The sequence below is a fragment of the Clostridium aminobutyricum genome, from assembly GCF_017255415.1.
Taxonomy (GTDB): domain Bacteria; phylum Bacillota; class Clostridia; order Peptostreptococcales; family Anaerovoracaceae; genus Aminipila; species Aminipila aminobutyrica.
Genome location: NZ_JAFJZZ010000002.1, coordinates 116,319 through 134,164 on the forward strand (window position 1 = coordinate 116,319; position 17,846 = coordinate 134,164).

The 17,846-nt window shown below is 41.7% G+C and carries 15 protein-coding genes; all 15 read right to left on the reverse strand.

What is annotated here, in order from left to right; all coding sequences use genetic code 11:
• Positions 1-277: 277 nt before the first annotated feature.
• Positions 278-1,663, reverse strand: coding sequence for a TrpB-like pyridoxal phosphate-dependent enzyme (locus JYB65_RS06750; protein WP_206581896.1), 1,386 nt, complete (start codon positions 1,661-1,663; stop codon positions 278-280).
• Positions 1,664-2,208: 545 nt separating this feature from the next.
• Positions 2,209-3,591: a thioether cross-link-forming SCIFF peptide maturase gene (gene scfB / locus JYB65_RS06755; RefSeq protein WP_206581897.1), complete on the reverse strand. Its 1,383-nt coding sequence runs from the start codon at positions 3,589-3,591 to the stop codon at positions 2,209-2,211.
• 74 nt (positions 3,592-3,665) lie between these two features.
• Positions 3,666-3,815 (reverse strand): six-cysteine ranthipeptide SCIFF, encoded by a 150-nt coding sequence (gene scfA, locus JYB65_RS06760; RefSeq protein WP_206581898.1) that lies wholly within the window; start codon positions 3,813-3,815, stop codon positions 3,666-3,668.
• An 87-nt stretch (positions 3,816-3,902) separates the two neighbouring features.
• Complete coding sequence (locus JYB65_RS06765) at positions 3,903-4,856, reverse strand: hypothetical protein (protein ID WP_206581899.1); 954 nt, start codon at positions 4,854-4,856, stop codon at positions 3,903-3,905.
• 141 nt (positions 4,857-4,997) lie between these two features.
• Positions 4,998-5,888, reverse strand: a complete 891-nt coding sequence (locus JYB65_RS06770; RefSeq protein ID WP_206581900.1) for a D-alanyl-D-alanine carboxypeptidase family protein — start codon at positions 5,886-5,888, stop codon at positions 4,998-5,000.
• A gap of 140 nt (positions 5,889-6,028) precedes the next feature.
• On the reverse strand, positions 6,029-6,634 hold the full coding sequence (gene scpB / locus JYB65_RS06775) for an SMC-Scp complex subunit ScpB (RefSeq protein ID WP_206581901.1): 606 nt from the start codon (positions 6,632-6,634) through the stop codon (positions 6,029-6,031).
• Positions 6,624-7,373 carry a segregation and condensation protein A gene (locus tag JYB65_RS06780; protein WP_206581902.1) on the reverse strand — a complete coding sequence of 250 codons (750 nt, stop codon included), beginning with the start codon at positions 7,371-7,373 and terminating at the stop codon, positions 6,624-6,626. The genes scpB and JYB65_RS06780 overlap by 11 nt, the downstream gene beginning before the upstream one ends.
• 76 nt (positions 7,374-7,449) lie before the next feature.
• Positions 7,450-8,343: a DMT family transporter gene (locus tag JYB65_RS06785; RefSeq protein ID WP_206581903.1), complete on the reverse strand. Its 894-nt coding sequence runs from the start codon at positions 8,341-8,343 to the stop codon at positions 7,450-7,452.
• Positions 8,344-8,404: 61 nt separating this feature from the next.
• Complete coding sequence (mtnA, locus tag JYB65_RS06790; protein WP_206581904.1) at positions 8,405-9,487, reverse strand: S-methyl-5-thioribose-1-phosphate isomerase; 1,083 nt, start codon at positions 9,485-9,487, stop codon at positions 8,405-8,407.
• A 351-nt stretch (positions 9,488-9,838) separates the two neighbouring features.
• On the reverse strand, positions 9,839-10,951 hold the full coding sequence (locus tag JYB65_RS06795; RefSeq protein WP_206581905.1) for a lytic transglycosylase domain-containing protein: 1,113 nt from the start codon (positions 10,949-10,951) through the stop codon (positions 9,839-9,841).
• 433 nt (positions 10,952-11,384) lie between these two features.
• On the reverse strand, positions 11,385-12,767 hold the full coding sequence (locus JYB65_RS06800; protein ID WP_206581906.1) for a putrescine aminotransferase: 1,383 nt from the start codon (positions 12,765-12,767) through the stop codon (positions 11,385-11,387).
• Between the two features lie 398 nt (positions 12,768-13,165).
• Positions 13,166-15,031 carry a sigma 54-interacting transcriptional regulator gene (locus JYB65_RS06805; RefSeq protein WP_206581907.1) on the reverse strand — a complete coding sequence of 622 codons (1,866 nt, stop codon included), beginning with the start codon at positions 15,029-15,031 and terminating at the stop codon, positions 13,166-13,168.
• Between the two features lie 95 nt (positions 15,032-15,126).
• Entirely contained in the window at positions 15,127-15,561 is a 435-nt protein-coding gene (locus tag JYB65_RS06810; protein WP_206581908.1) for a F0F1 ATP synthase subunit delta/epsilon, read from the reverse strand.
• Positions 15,554-16,942: a F0F1 ATP synthase subunit beta gene (gene atpD / locus JYB65_RS06815; protein ID WP_209010499.1), complete on the reverse strand. Its 1,389-nt coding sequence runs from the start codon at positions 16,940-16,942 to the stop codon at positions 15,554-15,556. The genes JYB65_RS06810 and atpD overlap by 8 nt, the downstream gene beginning before the upstream one ends.
• 15 nt (positions 16,943-16,957) lie before the next feature.
• Entirely contained in the window at positions 16,958-17,824 is an 867-nt protein-coding gene (gene atpG, locus JYB65_RS06820; protein ID WP_206581910.1) for an ATP synthase F1 subunit gamma, read from the reverse strand.
• Positions 17,825-17,846: the final 22 nt, after the last annotated feature.

A 17,846-nucleotide genomic window follows, 5' to 3' on the forward strand; every position in this document is an offset into this window, starting at 1 on the left:
GTGTTTTTAGCTTTCATTCTTTTGTATGCGTTCATGTTAGCATATATTTTTACGCAACACAAGGTTTTGACTAGAATTTCAAAGAAAGTTTTAAAAAATATACGAACAATTCAAGTTTATATTTTAATATAAGTTCGTTATTTTGATAACGATCCTATTTCATTCTATATTCTCACCTCATTATTCCCTTCATGCCTTACAATTATCAATAGATACCAACTGAAAAACCCCTGAGAGGACGAAATCGTTTCCAAACAGGGGTTACTTATTCTTCTACTTATTCTTGAATTCCGGGAATCTTAGGGAGTGCTGCGAAACCAGGGGCCAAATCCTCATCGGTAGGAATATAGTCCGCCATCTTTCCTTCGTTAAACGCCATATAAGCCGTCATGTCAAAATAGCCCGTTCCGGTTAAGCCGAATAGAATCGTCTTTTCTTCTCCGGTTTCCTTGCATCGGAGCGCTTCATCAATGGCTCCTCGAATCGCATGAGCCGATTCCGGTGCTGGCAGAATGGTTTCTAACTTCGCAAACATCGTAGCTGCTTCAAACACTTTTGTCTGCTCCACAGCCTCAGCTTCCATATACCCGTCATGATAAAGTTTGGAGAGAATCGGAGACATTCCATGGTATCGTAATCCGCCTGCATGGCTTGCAGACGGCTTGAAAGTGCATCCAAGGGTATACATTTTAGCCATCGGCGTGATTTTTCCGGTATCACAAAAATCGTACGCGTATTTTCCCCTTGTAAAAGATGGGCAAGATGCCGGCTCAATGGCACGGATCACCGGATTTGCTTTACCCGTCAATTTATCTTGTATAAACGGCGCAATGAGCCCTCCTAGATTGGAGCCTCCGCCTGCGCAGCCGATCACCACATCCGGATATTCGCCAAGCTGTTCCATCGCCTGTTTTGCTTCAAGCCCGATGATGGATTGATGCAAAAGGACTTGATTCAACACGGACCCCAACACATACTTGCAATTTTCCGTCGTCACTGCTTTTTCAACGGCTTCTGAGATCGCACAGCCAAGACTGCCGCTGTTGTCAGGGTCTTCTGCAAGAATGGCTCTCCCAGCATTGGTCGTATCACTTGGGCTGGCAATGACTTTGCCGCCAAAGGTCTCCATGATCGCTTTTCTGAAAGGTTTTTGGTTATACGATACCTTGACCATAAAGATATCCAGATTGATCCCGAAGTAAGAGCACGCCTCAGACAAAGCCGTTCCCCACTGGCCAGCTCCTGTTTCAGTCGTCAAGTTCGTGATTCCTTGCTGTTTTGCATAATAAGCCTGCGCAATGGCAGAATTCAGCTTATGACTCCCGGAGGTGTTATTTCCTTCAAATTTATAATAAATCTTTGCCGGCGTTCCCAATGCTTTTTCAAGATTGTATGCTCTGCATAGCGGAGATGGCCGGTAGATTTTGTACATTTCCTGAACTTCTTCCGGAATATCAATATATCTCGTTGTGTCATCCATTTCCTGTTTAGCCAGCTCTTCACAAAATACCGGATACAAATCTTCCACTGCCGCCGGTTTTCCCGTAGCCGGATTAATGATCGGATCCGGCTGCTCTTTCATATCAGCTCGCAAGTTGTACCATTGCTTCGGCATTTGTTCCTCTGTTAAATATAATCTGTGCGGAATCTTTTTCGTACTCATTTGATTTCTCCTTTACAAATACATTCAGGCCAAAGATTAGCCACTTTCCCTGATAACAATTAAAACCAGACGATGATGGAGCATAACTGCATTGACATTTTCTATGCCATAAAAAAAGGTTTTTATCCCGCTAAATTGGGACAAAAACCTACGTCTTTGCTATGCCACCCGAGCGTTGCCAAAAGCAAGCTCCAATTATTGAGTACAGCTTGATACCCACTCCCTTTGTCACAGGCGGAGCTCCCGTTAGGTGCTACTCGGCGCAAACCTTCCATATATGGTTTCCTGCCTTTCGTCCTACCCTCCTAAGTCCATTCAGTCTTGTTCTCCTTACCGCACTCTCACCATCGGCGGCTCTCTGTGAATTCGTTTCAAGGCTTACTATTCTTAATCATCGGTTTCGTTCTATTATTTTGTGATTTTAAACTTATTATATGGATTATTTTTGTTATTGTCAACAAAATATTTGAAAATTTGTTGTTTGAATTTCTGCTTTCATTTCATTCGAATCTAAAAAAGACCCGGAAGTCTCCGGGTCTAAATTTCTATTGAGCTGGCATCAGTTGGGCTACTTGCAGCATAATCGCGCATTCCACACGCTTACGGTGAAGTTCACATCCGAAAGCATATGTTCCCTCAATGCTTCCCGTCTCATGATATGCATTCGCCGCGCAGCCGCCGCTGCAATACATTCGGGCAAAGCAATCCGTACATTCCGCATGAGAGTAAATGTTGCATTTCTTAAACTCGTCACATGCCGCCTTGTTAGCAATTCCACCAAATACATCCCCCAGCAGATAGTTCTCATCGCCGACAAACTGATGACAGGGATATAAGTCCCCTTCCGGTGTTACTGCCAAGTATTCCGTTCCGACTCCACAGCCGGATATGCGTTTCACCACACATGGCCCGCCGGTTAAATCAATGGTATAGTGATAGAATTTAAAGCCGTTTCCTTCTCGGTTCCGTCTTAACATTTCATCCGCCAGCTTGTCATATTCCTCAAACAGTTTCGGCAAATCTTCCTCCGTTAAAGCATACGGCATGTCTTTTGGTGCCACTACAGGTTCAATCGAAAGCTCTTTAAATCCCAGATCAGCCATATGAAGAAGGTCTTTGGTGAAGTCCGTATTATAATGTGTATACGTTCCTCGGATATAATAATTTTCATGATTTCTGCTTTCCGCCAGCTTTTTGAACATCGGCAAAACCGCATCATAACTGCCGCATCCGTCACAGGTTACGCGAAGCCGGTCGTGAACCTCTTTTCGTCCATCCAAACTCAGCACCACATTGCTCATTTCACGGTTGGCAAACTCAATAACTTCCTCGTCAAGTAAGACCCCATTTGTTGTAAGGGTAAATCGGAAATTCTTATTATGTTCTTTTTCCAGTTCACGTCCATAGGCCGTCAACTGCTTCACCACTTCAAAATTCATTAACGGTTCCCCGCCAAAAAAATCCACTTCTAAATTTTTTCTTCCCTGTGAGTTCGCTACCAGAAAATCAAGTGCTCTTTTACCTACTTCCAGGCTCATCAGTCCTCGTTTCCCTTGATAACCGCCCTCTTCAGCGAAACAGTATTTGCAGCTTAAGTTGCAATCGTGTGCTACATGGAGGCACAGTGCCTTCACCACCGATTGGCGGTTTTTAAAATCAAGGGATACCTGTCCAAAAATATCCTCCGAAAAAAGTTTCCCTTGTTTCTCCAGTTTCTTTATATCGTCAAAAATTTCAGCAATTTCTTCTTTCGTAACTTCTGAGTTATCTTTATACTTTTCTAAAACATCCAAAACAATTGATTTTTTATCTATTCCGGCTTCAAGCATTTCGATCACGTCATAAGCGACCTCATCTACCACATGAACCGCTCCGCTGTTTACATCTAAAACGATGTTGTATCCATTGCTTTTATATGTATGAACCATCTTTCATAAGACCTCTCTTTTTAATTTCCTTTATATAAAAATCGCTGCAAAATCAATCTTGCAGCGATTTCAAATTAATTCTTCTTTATCTGCTCACATTGCTGATTTGCAACGCTGCATGATGTTTTGCTTGCTGACTGGCAAGAAGTCTGGCATTCACCACATCCGCCCTTTTTAGCAGAATCAGCGAGATTTCTTGTTTCAATAGTCTGTATTCTTTTCATATCGTAACCTCTTTCAAAATAAAACATTTAAATGTACCAAAATATGATATCACACACAGGAATAAAATTCAACCTTAAAATACGTTCTTACCGCTGTGCCAAGTTGCACTTGCACATCTTATATACCTTACCGTTTTCATCAACGCGCGTACACGCACCGCAGATTCCTTCTCCGCAGCAGATATGACTATTGTTGCTATGGACAAGAACCGTATCTCCCCATTCTAACTTCTTTGCTTCTTCTATATAGTAATCGGAGCCCAACAGTACCACTACGCTGTATCCGCTCTCTTCAACCAACCGCTGGATTCCACCTTCTTGGTTCGCATAAAGACTTGGAAACTCAATAAAGTGAACCTCTCCATTCAGATCAGACTTGATATAATCCCAAACAATCTCTTTGCAGATTTTATCTACATCAATCATAAAGTCAATCCGAGTCTCTTGTCCGGCCCATTCCAAGAGGTTAACTGCAGGTGCGAACCCTACCCCTTTAGCTAAAACCAGAATCTTTTGATGGTCTTGAATTCTACCGAACTTGCCGATAATTTTTGATAATCCTTCAAGTCCGCTCCTATAGACTCCCCTCACGACCAGCTTTTCGTCTTCCCCTGCAATCAACTTTGTCTTTATTGAAATGGATTTAACTAATAAATAAATAACGCCTCTGTCTGTATCCGCTTTCATTACCGATATAGGTGCATCGTAATAGAGCTCATCTCCCACCGATTTTACGAACACAAAAGTACCCGGTTTAGCTGCTTTCAAGGCAAATCCTCGTCCTACATCCAGCCCGATTACATATAAATCCTCTAAGTACTGTTTTTTTAATACAATGCGAGCGGTGAAATCCTTTCTTGGATTATTCACCCGCTTGCCGCTTTGGATGTATTCATTATAAATGCAAACACCTTTCCACAGGCAGTCGCAATATTCCTTTCCCTGAAGCCTGCTGCACACCAGACAATCACCCGTTTCTGCCAAATAGCAAGGGCAATTCTCGGTGCCGCTGTCAACACAATCAATATTACTATAGTTCATGGCCTTCCCCCCATTTATTTAGAGCGCTACCGCCTTCAATCTGTTTCATTTTCCTGTATATCAAATTGATGGGATTGCGTTATTCCCTGATTACTCATTATATTTTCGTACAAGGAGAAAGGTTCTCTACTTCTTTCGCAATTAAAAACTTTCATCTGCCTCAAATCCGTAATTCATGAGCGCGTACGCATCATTAAACCAGTCCGGAGCTCCCATGACTACACAGATCATCAGACGGCCATCCCTCTCTGCAGAGGCCACCAGGGTGCGCCCAGAGGCTTTTGTATACCCAATTTTGACACCATTACCGCCTTCATATTGATGTACTACTTTATTTTTATTATAGAAATAGTTGTATTTATCCGGTTCTCTGCTTGCTTCCCAGCTTTCAGCGGCAGAGATACGTCTAAATGTCTCGTTCTTCATCGCTTCTTTTGCAATTAAAGCCATATCATAGGCTGTCGTATAATGGTTATCATCATACAGCCCATTTGGATTGAGGAAATTTGTACCTTTGCAGCCCAGTTCTTGGGCTCTCTCGTTCATCATTTCCGCAAAATGCTCCTGATTTCCTCCGATGATATCCGCCAAAGCGACTGCAGCATCATTACCGGATCGAAGCATCAAACCGTATAACAAATCTTCTATGCTGACAGCTTCTCCCGGTGCTAAGTATATAGAAGAACCTTCTACTCCAACTGCATCTGCTGGGATTTTTACCTTCTGTGTCAAGTCACTGTGAAGTTCTTCTACACGCTCTATTGTAAGCAGTGCCGTCATAATTTTTGTCGTGCTGGCCGGGTAAGCTTTTGTTTCGGCATTCTTTTCGTAAAGTATTTCTCCGGATGTTCCATCCATTAGAACCGCCTGATTTGCGGAGATCGACGGTACTGTTCTATTCATTGTCGCCGCGATCTTCCCCGGCACCTCCGCTACCGTTAGAACAAGCATGGAAACTGCCGCAATGATTAAAATTCCGCATACAATATCCCATATCGACAGCGGAATCTTTAAGTTTTTTTTGCCCATCATAAAATCCTATTCCGGGAGGCATTGCTCCCATTTGACTCTATTTTGATCGGAATTTTCATGGAACCTTTAGGCAATTTGGGCATGAAAAAATCCCCTCAGAAACAAGTTTACTGTGTTTCTAAAGAGATATGACTGTTTTTTTATTCCTGTTCTTCTTGGGGGGCTGAAAAATCAATGGCAATTTGCTGTGCATCTACTTCGTCTTCCAGCTCCTCTGCCACCACTGCACTTTCAATATTTTCAATATCCGGCAAATCCTTTAGCGTTTCAAAGCCAAAATGCTTCAAAAAAGCATCCGTCGTTTTATATAATATCGGACGTCCGATAGCAGTCGATCTTCCGCCTTCTTGAATCAGATCCTTTTTCATCAAGCCCTCAATCACGCGATCACTCTTGATTCCGCGAATAGAGTCAATCTCACCCTTTGTAATCGGTTGTTTGTAGGCAATAATCGCAAGTACTTCAAGAGCCGACTGAGAAAGTCTCTTTTCTTTTATCGGTGTACATAGCCGTTCGATATAAATGGCATTCTCTGCATCCGTAACAAATTGAAAGCTTTTATTTACTTCAACAACTCGAATCCCTCGTCCTTCTTGCTCATACTCTTCCTTAAGCTCCAGAAAGTAATCATAAGCCTCTTTCCAGTTTATATTAAAAACCTCTGCTGCTGTTTTCACATCCAATGGTTCGCCCCAAACAAACATCATGGATTCAAAGGCAGATTTTATGGTCTTTTTAGTGGTCATTTGCAGCTTCTCCCATCTCAATTTCTATCTCATCAAAAGCAGCCTTCTGCTCTACTTTAATCAGCCGCTGCCGGATCATCTCCAGCATGGAGGCAAAGGTAATCACTACATCGTATGTATCACTTTCTTTTGTTAGCAGCTCCTTAAAGAGCATCCTTTTCAAGCCGCGGTTTCGAAAGAAACCTACAATATGTTCGATTTTCGTCTCGATGCTCAATTTCTGTCTTTCCACTCTGGTATAGTGTTTTCGAACTTCTTCAATTCGCTGTTTCTTCCTTAGAAATAAATTAAAAGAAGCGACAAACTGTTTGATATCAAGACATAAGAATTCGTCTGTCTCGTTGGTATATGGCGTCAAGTCTTCTTTCGGTTTTTCAAAACACTGCATTCTGAGTTCTTCTTTCTGTTCCAGTGCTTCCGCCGCCGCCTTGAATTTCTTGTATTCCAGAATCTTTTCCACCAGTTCGGTTCTTGGATCCTCTTCCACCACACCATCTTCCATGTTCGTGGTCCTCGGAAGAAGCATTTTGGATTTGATCTCGATCAACGCTGCAGCAAGCACCATAAATTCGGTTGCAATGCCTACATCCGTATCTCTCATCCGCTCCACATACTCTAAATATTGTTTTGTAATTTCGGATACCTGAATATCATAGATATTCATTTCCGCATTTTCAATGAGGTAGACCAGCAAATCAAACGGGCCCTCAAATATATCTATTTTAACCTTATAGGACATACATTTTGTTTCTCCTTTTATGTAATATGGAGTATTTTAACATAGTTTGTCCTCTGTAACAAGCTACTGCCGCACTTCATGATTCGTCAACGTTTGCGTTAATTTGCTCATGCCTTGTATAATACATCACCCCTGCCACAATAATCAGACCGCCTATGGCCTGGCTAACCGTCGGAATCTCGACAAACAACAAAGCCGCCATCGCAGTAGCGATAAAGGTCTCTAAGTTTTCGCAAGTCGCCACATATAAGGCAGTCGTATACCCCAGACACCAATTAAACACAGCATGTGCACCAATCTGGCATACCATAGACATCATAAAAATCCAGAAAATATCTTGGAAACTATAGCCCGTAAAAGGAGTCGACGTAATCAACATACCCGCACCAAAAGCTACCCAGCAAAAGGAAAACACTAAAAACACATACACCGCTGCCGAAATGCCCGTCCTGAACTTATTTCCCGTAATCAAGTAAAGTGCCATAAAAAAGGCCGCCAGGAAGCTCATCAGATCTCCAAACAAAGCGGATAACGAAATGCTGTAATCTCCGCCGGACACAATCACACCGCCAACGAAGGCAATCACCACACCAAAAATGGCTTTTTTATTCGTTCTCTCTCTCCACAGTAATACGGATAGAATCAAAATAATCAACGGATGCATCATCGCCAATACCGTCGCACTGGCTACACTCGTATGTCCTACTCCTGTAAACCATGAAAAAAAATGCCCCGCGAGAAAAATACCTGCCAACGCACAGCCTGCCACTTTCTTTCGGCTCAGCCCGGTCAGCTCCGCTCGATGCCATCCGAAAGTGATGATGGCAAAAATAGGCCACGCAAAAGTCAGCCTATAAAACCCAATCGCTATAGGCGGTGCCTCCGTCAATCGGACAAAAATGGAGGAAAATGAGGCCGCTATGACCGCCATCACTACCACTTTGTTCACATTTCTTTGAAAAATATTCATTTGTCTTTCCCCTAAATCAAATATACCACCTATAACTCAGCATCTTACAGGCAGTCCTCCTTTATAACGAATGCGAAAACAACTTCGGCAAATTAAGATCATACGGTGGATATACCACCCCTTTTTCGGTTACTACAGCGGTGATATACTTCGCATCAGTTACATCGAAAGCGGGGTTATAGGTCTTTATTCCTTCCGGTGCCATCGGTTTCTCATACCACATCTTATAAATTTCTTCGCCCTTTCTTTCCTCGATATGAATGTCTTTTCCTGTTGAGGTATTTAAGTCAATGGTAGACGTGGGTACGAACATATAAAAGGGAATTCCGTATTCCTTCGCAAGAATAGCCAAACCTGAGGTCCCTATTTTGTTGGCTCCGTCTCCATTGGCTGCCATTCGGTCACAGCCCACCACCACCGCATCTACCCAACCGTTTTTCATCACGATAGAAGCCATGTTATCACATATCAAGGTCACATCAATCCCGGCTTTATGAAGTTCCCATGCCGTCAATCTCGCACCCTGAAGCAGCGGTCTTGTTTCATCTGCAAAAACCCTGAAATCAAAGTTCCTTTCCTGACCCAAGTAAAGCGGCGCCAGGCACGTTCCGTATTTCGCCGTGGCAATGGTTCCTGCATTGCAATGTGTTAAAATGCCCATTCCTTTTTTCAGAAGAGAAAGTCCATGCTCGCCCATCGCATAGCAAGCCTCTTCATCTTCTTTTCGAATTTGTTCCGCTTCATCCAATAACATTAGCTGGATGAATGCGAACTGCTCTTTCCACGAAGAAATGCCGGCAATCTGAGCTTCCAGAGACAGCAGCCGGCTCTCCATCCTGTTCAATGCCCAGAACAGATTAACCGCCGTAGGTCTTGAACTGGCAATATGTTCTTTCAATTCATAAAATTTTTCTGCAAATTCACCTAAATCATTTGCTTGAATTGCTCGGCTGCATACGGCCATCCCATATGCAGCAGCCACCCCAATGGCAGGTGCTCCCCTTACCTTCAGCTTGTAGATGGAATCCCACAAATCTTCTTTTGTTGTAATTTCCTGATAGGTCTCTTGACCGGGCAGCAAGGTCTGATCAAGAAGATATAACCGCCCATTTTCATATTTTATCGGTGCTATAAATAATGCCATACGCCCCCCTATTCATTTGCTTTCTTTGAATGCTTCCTTAGAGGATGCCGGATTCAAACAATTGTGTTCATTATATCATACAAGCTACGTCGCCGTATGATTCAATGAAGGCTTCCCTGCGGCAACGCTTTCGGCTCCGACTCGCTCCGCTCCCTGCTGTCCGTTTTGCCTAGCCAAGCAAGCTTGGGGTAAAAAGGCAATGCCGTTTCAATATTTGCCTTCATTATATCATAAATGCTTGCAAAATAAAAATCCGAAGAACTGAAGTCTTCGGATTTTTATTTTTCTATTTTATATGCTTTTTTGTGGTCGTGATTTTTTTATTTCTCTCTCTGCTTGATTAAACTCGAACTAATTCACATATCCGTTTGCAGAAAGAAAATTTTGTACTCCAGAATATGCAGACATAATTCTCGTTGCATAAGCTGTAGAGTAAGTGCCTCGGCTAACTCTTGCCGAGCCTTGATTATATGCGGATAAGGCCCTTGTGGTGTCTCCTCCGTAGTTAGTAAGACCGTTGCTGATCATATAAGCCCCAACCGCGATGTTAGAGCGTGCATCCAGCAATTGATCGGCATTTAAGCCGAAATTTGCACCGGTAGCCGGCATAATCTGCATCAAGCCTCTAGCTCCGCCTGTGGAGACGGCTAAAGGGTTAAAGGTGCTTTCCTTTTGCGCAATGGCCATGAGTAATTTTTCATCCACACGATTTACTGTGGCAGCCCGTTTGAACATAAATACGAGTTCTTGCGCATAGCTGGTAGAAATGCTACCATTATAATTTAAAATATAGTTTACTAACCCTTTGTTGTATCTGGATGTTGCTTCACTCCAGAAATTCTTTGCGGGTACACCTGCATTGGTACTAATACACAATCCATAATATGCATCAAAATACGTATCCCACTTAAAGACTTTACTGTCTTTCATAGCTTTTAGGGGAATGAATACATACTTACCGATTGCCAGTACAGGCAACCCTCCTAAATCAACTTCTTCGACTAGCATGTCAGGGGCTTCTATCGTTTCCGATTCTAATGCGCCCGTTGTTGTCGTTTCATTTAAAGTTACTGCGTCTTTATCATCCAAAAGTTCTTCGTAAGCTGTTACGCTGACTCCCGAAAGAATCTCTAAGTTAAAATCGTAGCCATTATTTTTAGCCCAATTCTTGCTGAGACCAGTCTGAGTCTCCTCCGTCTTTAGAAGTTTTAATGTGCGGCTTTCCCAGTCCATTTCTGCGTCAAATCCACAGATCTTTCCCATCTCTGGGGTCAATGGAATGTAAGTCGTGTCTTTATAAAGGAAGAACGGATACTGTAGGTTGTAGTTTACAACCTGACTCCCATTTATAACGACTTCCTTGTTAAAAAAATCTCCTTGAACGTTTTCTTCAGCATATATAGAAATTGATGAGAATAGCACAATGGTCAATGAAAGCCACACAGATATAAGCTTCTTTGCCATACCTCGTTTATCCTCTCTTTCTCTATGTCTTATTCGCTAAGACTTTATTATTATAACATGGTTTTCCAAAAAGTATACCTTTTTGCTCATATTCAGAAAATTGTAACTTGCGGAACCTTTAGCTAACTTCTTTATTTTTCAACGCTTTCAGCTTATATGTTTTCTAATTTTTCATTGGGTTTTGCTGTAAAAATGATTAATATGCTTTCCATTTTTTGGTCATTGTTTACTTTTTATTCAAGTAATATTATTACATTTTTACCTAAAAATATGATAAAAATTAGATCAAATTTCACTGCATAATAATGCCTCCATTACGCTTATTTGGCAACAAATTAGTACATATTTATCTCATTTTTTCACTTTTATAGATAGTTGTGAAGATTTGTGACATAAAAAAACCGCATTCACCATGCGGTTTTTTATTGCATTTTTACGACGCCATTGTTTCATCTTCAACGGTAAACTTTTTTTGTACCGCTGCCAAGGATTCATCCAGCTTCGCAATAACCGTATCAATTGTTTCATAAGTCTGCACTGCAGGTGGTTCAATCCTCACTGTTTTAGCATTCACAAGGGTTCCTGCTGTCATGACTCTTCTCGAAAACAGTTCTTTTGTTACTTCATATCCCACTTCAGCCTTAGGAAATTCCAAACATATCAGTAAACCTGCTCCTCTTACTTCTTTTAAAACCGTTGGATACTTGCTCTGTAATTCGTTCAACTTTTTCATATAGTATTCCCCTTTTTCCTTTGACATGGAAGGGATATCGTGCTCAAGCATATATTTTATAGTGGAAATCGCCGCTGCACAAGCTAGGGGATTGCCTCCAAAAGTCGGCGAGCCGAGCAGCCACGGATTATCTCTCAGTTTCTGCACCCACATGTTGGGTCTTGCAATAATACCTGTAATCGGCATAATCCCGCCGCCAAACGCCTTTCCATAGGTCATGATGTCCGGGCAGATATTTTCCACTTCGCATCGCCACAGGGTTCCAGTCCGGCCCATTCCGGTTTGGATTTCATCCACAATCATAGCGACATGATGTCGATCACAAATTTCTCTTACTTCTTTCAAATATCCTTTTGGCGGAATTTGGACACCCGCTTCTCCCTGAATCGGCTCAATGATTACCGCAGCAACTTTTTCCCCCACCGCTTTCAGATTGACGATAGCCGTTTCCATCGCTGCGGCATCTCCGTATTTCACGTGTTGTACCTGTTGAATCATGGGGAGATAGTCTTCTCGATACGTGCCTTTTCCTCCCATCGAAATTGCGCCAAGTGATTTGCCGTGGAATGCGCCAACCGTCGAAATATACCATCGCCCGCCGGTAGCCAGACGAGCCAGTTTTAATGCCATTTCCACAGCTTCGGCTCCCCCGTTGGTAAAAAAGGAATAGCATAAGTCTCCCGGCGTAATCATCGCCATCAAACGGGCTAAGTACCCCCTTAAAGGATCCAGCAACTCTTGACTATGCAATGCATATTTATCCAGCTGTGCCTTTACAGTTTTTAAAATTTCAGGATTTCTGTGACCGCAAGTATATATGCCAAATCCACCTAAACAATCAATGAATTCTGTACCATACAGATCATAGAAGTGCTCCTCTGAGTCCGACCATTCCACAATAGCAGCATCGTTGGATACAGATTTTCTGTATTCCAGCCAGCCAGGATTTACGTGTTCATTGAAATTTAAAATGGATTCCTTTACAATTGTGTCTTTTTCTTCCTTGGTCAGCTCTGAACTTTCAATATAGCTAACGATTCGTTTCGCTTCTTCTAAAGCCTTTGCTTTGTTATTGCTTATCATAACAATTACCTCCGAAATTGCCCTGCCGAATTTCACAGCAGAAATATTTTTTTCTATTACGTCTACATAATATACAAGTTGCATGCCAACTCTAAAAATTATTCTCTTCCGCAATGTTTCTGATCCCGTAAAGCTTCCTTGGATTTCAACCCTTTCCCATGATTAATTTTTTTATTTAAATTTAATGATGCCAGCACCTTTTCTATAATTTTCAGACAATTCCACGCTACTATTTGTATCATTTCTTAGATTTAATTCTCATTAATGATACAAACGACCTATCGTTTTTACGTAATTGCCTCGTCTTTTTATCTAAAACAAAAAGGATATCGGAAAATGATCTTACATAAATCATTTTCCGATATCCTCTTCACAATCTATTTTGTCCGCGTCATAGTCTAACGAGAAAATTTCAGTCCATACTTCTTTATCTTTTCATAAAATGCTGTTTTGGAGATATCCAATTCTTGCATCATTACCCGCTTATCCCCATTGAAAGCGAAAAGAGCATTTTCTAAAATTCGTGCCTCTTCCCGTTCCACTAGCTCTTTTAAGGTTTTGGGATGCACCTCCTGAGAAATGCTGATATGTTCCGGATAAATCAGATTTGTTTCGCATAAAGTAATTGCTCTTTCGATTACATTTTCTAGCTCTCGAACATTGCCGGGCCAATGATAGGAAAGCATTTTTCTTAATGCTTCTCCTGAAAACTGTTTAATATCCATTCCGTAGTATGCACATACATTGCGCATAATTTGATTGATTAGCAAATATAAATCTCCCTTTCGTTCTCGGAGCGGGGGTATTTCTATAGGGAATACGTTAATGCGATAGAATAAGTCCTGCCGGAATCCTCCCTTTCGAACTTCCTCTTGAAGGTTTTTATTCGTTGCGGCGATAATTCGTACATCTACCTGAACAGGTTTTGAAGAACCTACCCGATAGATCATTTTATTCTGCAAAACATGAAGCAGTTTTACTTGTATTTCTAACGGCAAGTCTCCGATTTCATCTAAAAATAAAGTTCCTCCGTCAGCAGCCTCAAAGAATCCGGCCTTACCGGAACTGCTGGCCCCAGTGAAGGCTCCGCCTACATAACCAAAGAGTTCACTTTCAAAAAGAGTAGGTGCAATAGCGTTGCAGTTCACCTCTACAAAAGGTGCTTTGGGATTCTTGATATCATGAATTTCTCTAGCCAATTTAGATTTTCCGGTGCCGCTTTCACCCGTTATTAACACATTGAATTTGGTATGGGCTGCTTTATAGGCCAGATACTTCGTTTCTCTCGTCTTTGAACTGGCTCCCACGAAGTTTTGAAATACCTCTTCGGGGAATTCCTTTTGATGCTCAAGATGCTGTTTGTGTTTCTTTTCAATTTCTTCTATAAGGCTGTTACGGTCTTCGAGAAGCTCTTCCAGTGCAGACGCATCTTCAATCAATAGATAAACACCTTCTGTTTCCCGTTCATCCGTGCTGCTGACAGAAGGAAAAATCGTACATACTACCAGTCTTTTATTAATTTCATACAGTACATTTTGAACAGGCTGCTCTTTCCCCTCTAAAATGCGAAAGATTTTACGGGATAAATCGGATTCCTCAAATAAATCAAGAAATTGCACTCCAATTACAGACAGTTGATCCATGCCTCCTGATTGAGGGAGCTTCGGCATAAAGGAACCTCCACGCAATAAGTTCCCAATGGTCTCTTTACGAACACTATATCCTTTTGCTTGAAAGAACTTAATATGACCGCGTGAGCCATCAATCGCCACCATATGCCCTATAGAAGAGAAATAAGGCAGCGTAAATTCAAATCCATTAATAGAAATGCTTATCTCATGGTTAGCCGTGTCAATCATAGCGCTGATATGAAAACCCAGATAATTTACATCTAATTTAAATGGGTTCCGAAGCTGATGCTCTCTCAGATACTTATAGATCGGTTCTATTTCGCTATTCTTATATACACCAATCCCGATCAGCATATCTCCCTTTTTTATATTTTTATCATGGATATTAAGCCATGATAAATCCGCCGGGTCAAGTTCTCCGTCATCTTCACCGAGTTTATTATCGGCGATGATGATAATATCTCCTTCTTTCAGCTGCCCTGACTCATGAGTGGCCGGCTGTTCAAATATGATACCGGTAATCGTCTTCGCCTTTTGATTGCAAGCCTGTATACGGCCGTTTGAATCGACATAAACCAATCCCTTGGATAAATGATCCATTATATTTTCCAATGCTTGCTTCATTTCAGTCATGAGCGTTCCCCCATTTAATCCTTATACATACATGATAAAAAACAGCTTTCCTATCGGAAAAGCTGTTTCATATCGATTTATGTCTGACTTTATTTTTATCGCTTTCGCCTTGCTCCGCCTTCTGCCACGTTCATTCTGGTAATCTGCTTTGCAATGCTGATTTTCGCTCTAGTAATCTCATCCGGAGAAGTATTTGTTAAATCGTGATGAATCAGCCAATCCTCTACCGTTGCCTTTCTTCTTTGAGCTCGGTCTTTATCTATCTCTTCAGGCCATTCCGCGGCATCTGTATAAACGACAAATTTATCTTTAACGTCAATATACCCTCCGCAAATAGCAGCAACTCTGAAATCCTTTGATCCTGCTTCCTGAATCCATAGCTCACCGACCCCTAAGAGCTTACAACACCAAGCGTGATCGGCCATAAAGCCTTCGTCTCCGCCCAAGGTTCGAACGATAACCATTTCAACATCATTTTTATAAAACAGTTCTGAAGGTGTTATAACCTCAAGTTGCACACTCTTAGCCATTTTTCTTAAACCTTTCTACAACTTCATCGATGCCGCCTGCCATCAAGAACATATGCTCTGGAATTTCATCATGCTTTCCTTCCAGTATTTCTTTGAAACTTCTTACGGTTTCTTTTAATGGCAAATATTTACCTTCCATGCCAGTGAACTGTTCTGCTACGCTAAATGGCTGCGATAAGAACCGCTGTATTTTTCTTGCTCTTGCAACAAGAAGTTTATCGGAGTCAGACAATTCATCCATACCAAGGATAGCGATGATATCTTGTAAATCCTTATATCTCTGAAGAACTTCCTGTACTCCTCTTGCTGTTTCATAGTGCTCTTCTCCAACAATATTTGGATCCATAACTCTTGAAGTCGATTCAAGCGGGTCAACCGCCGGATAAATACCTAATTCTGTAATTGCACGAGATAATACCGTTGTCGCATCCAAATGCGCAAAGGCAGTAGCCGGAGCTGGGTCAGTCAAGTCATCGGCAGGTACATAAATCGCCTGAACCGATGTAATGGAACCCTTCTTTGTAGAAGTAATTCTTTCCTGAAGTGCACCCATTTCTGTAGCAAGTGTAGGCTGATAACCTACCGCTGACGGTACACGACCTAACAGCGCAGATACTTCAGACCCTGCTTGTGTAAATCTAAAGATATTATCGATGAACAGAAGTACATCCTGTCCTTCTTGATCTCTAAAGTATTCTGCCATTGTCAAACCGGTTAGAGCTACTCTCATTCTAGCTCCGGGAGGTTCGTTCATCTGACCGAATACCATGGCAGTCTTCTCGATAACGCCGGATTCGATCATTTCATAGTAAAGGTCATTTCCTTCTCTTGTACGTTCACCTACGCCTGCAAATACGGAGATACCCCCGTGTTCTCTGGCGATATTACTGATAAGTTCCTGAATAAGAACGGTTTTGCCTACGCCGGCTCCACCGAAAAGTCCTACCTTACCACCTCTTGTATATGGGGCAATAAGGTCTATAACCTTGATACCTGTTTCAAATATCGTTGAGTTGGTATCCTGTTCTTCAAAAGGAGGAGCCTCCCTATGAATCGAACTTCTTAATTCTGTATTAACAGGACCTTTTTCATCAATGGTTTCTCCAATTACATTAAACAGTCTTCCAAGTACTTCTTTTCCAACCGGTACCTGAATTGGAGAGCCTGTATCTGCTGCTTCCATCCCACGAGTTAAACCATCTGTAGAAGATAATGCAACACATCTAACAATGTCATCACCGGTGTGCTGTGCTACTTCTGCTACGATTTTTCTGCCTTCAAGCTCGATAATAATTTCGTTTAAAAGCTCTGGCATTTGCTCGGGCATAAACTTTATATCTATTACTGGTCCAATAATCTGGTGTATTTTACCTTTATTCAACCATTCCACCTCCTATTACTGCTGGGCTTCAGACCCTGCCACAATTTCAATAATTTCATTGGTAATTGCCGACTGTCTTGCCCTGTTATAGTACAAGGACAGCTTACCAAGCATATCCCTTGCGTTATCAGTAGCATTTTCCATAGCCATACGTCTTGCCGCATGTTCACAGGTAGCTGATTCAACTATTGCACCGTAAACCATGATTTCCACATATTTAGGGATTAAATAATTGAATACTTCTTCTACTGACGGTTCGTATTCAACTTGCTTGCTATTTTTCATTATTTCCCGGTCTTCTCGAGGGTCAATCGGCAGCAAGGTAACCGTTTTCGCTTCTTGCTGCAGCGAATTGATAAAAGTAGTATAAATCAATACCACTTCGTCGATTTCTCCGGCGTTATACAAATCGATGATAGAATCACTGATCTCTCTCGTTTCTAAAAAGGAAATATCCTCCGGTGGTGCACAATATTCACTCAGAATATTGTATCCTCTTTTTCCGAAATATTCGTTTCCTCTAGATCCTATAGCAACGATCACCGCTTTTTCACGGTCACCGCCCATTTCCGCTTCTGAACGCTTGATAATATTGGAGTTGAAGCCTCCGCAAAATCCTCTGCAGCTTGTTATAATGATATAACAAGTCTTTTTGATTTCTCTGCTTCCTCTCAAATACTGCTTTGGAACCGATTTTGTGTTATTAAAGATCTCATCAATCGAATCCGTTATATAATGAAAATATTCAGTAGTTTTCTCGAAGGTGGCCTTTGCTTTCCTAAGCTTTGCCGCAGAAACCAGCTTCATTGCATTGGTAACGTGCTCAATGCTGGTTACGCTCTTCATACGGCGCTTAATGTCCTGCATATTACTTGAAGCCATATTTTCCTCCTCTTCTTGCTAA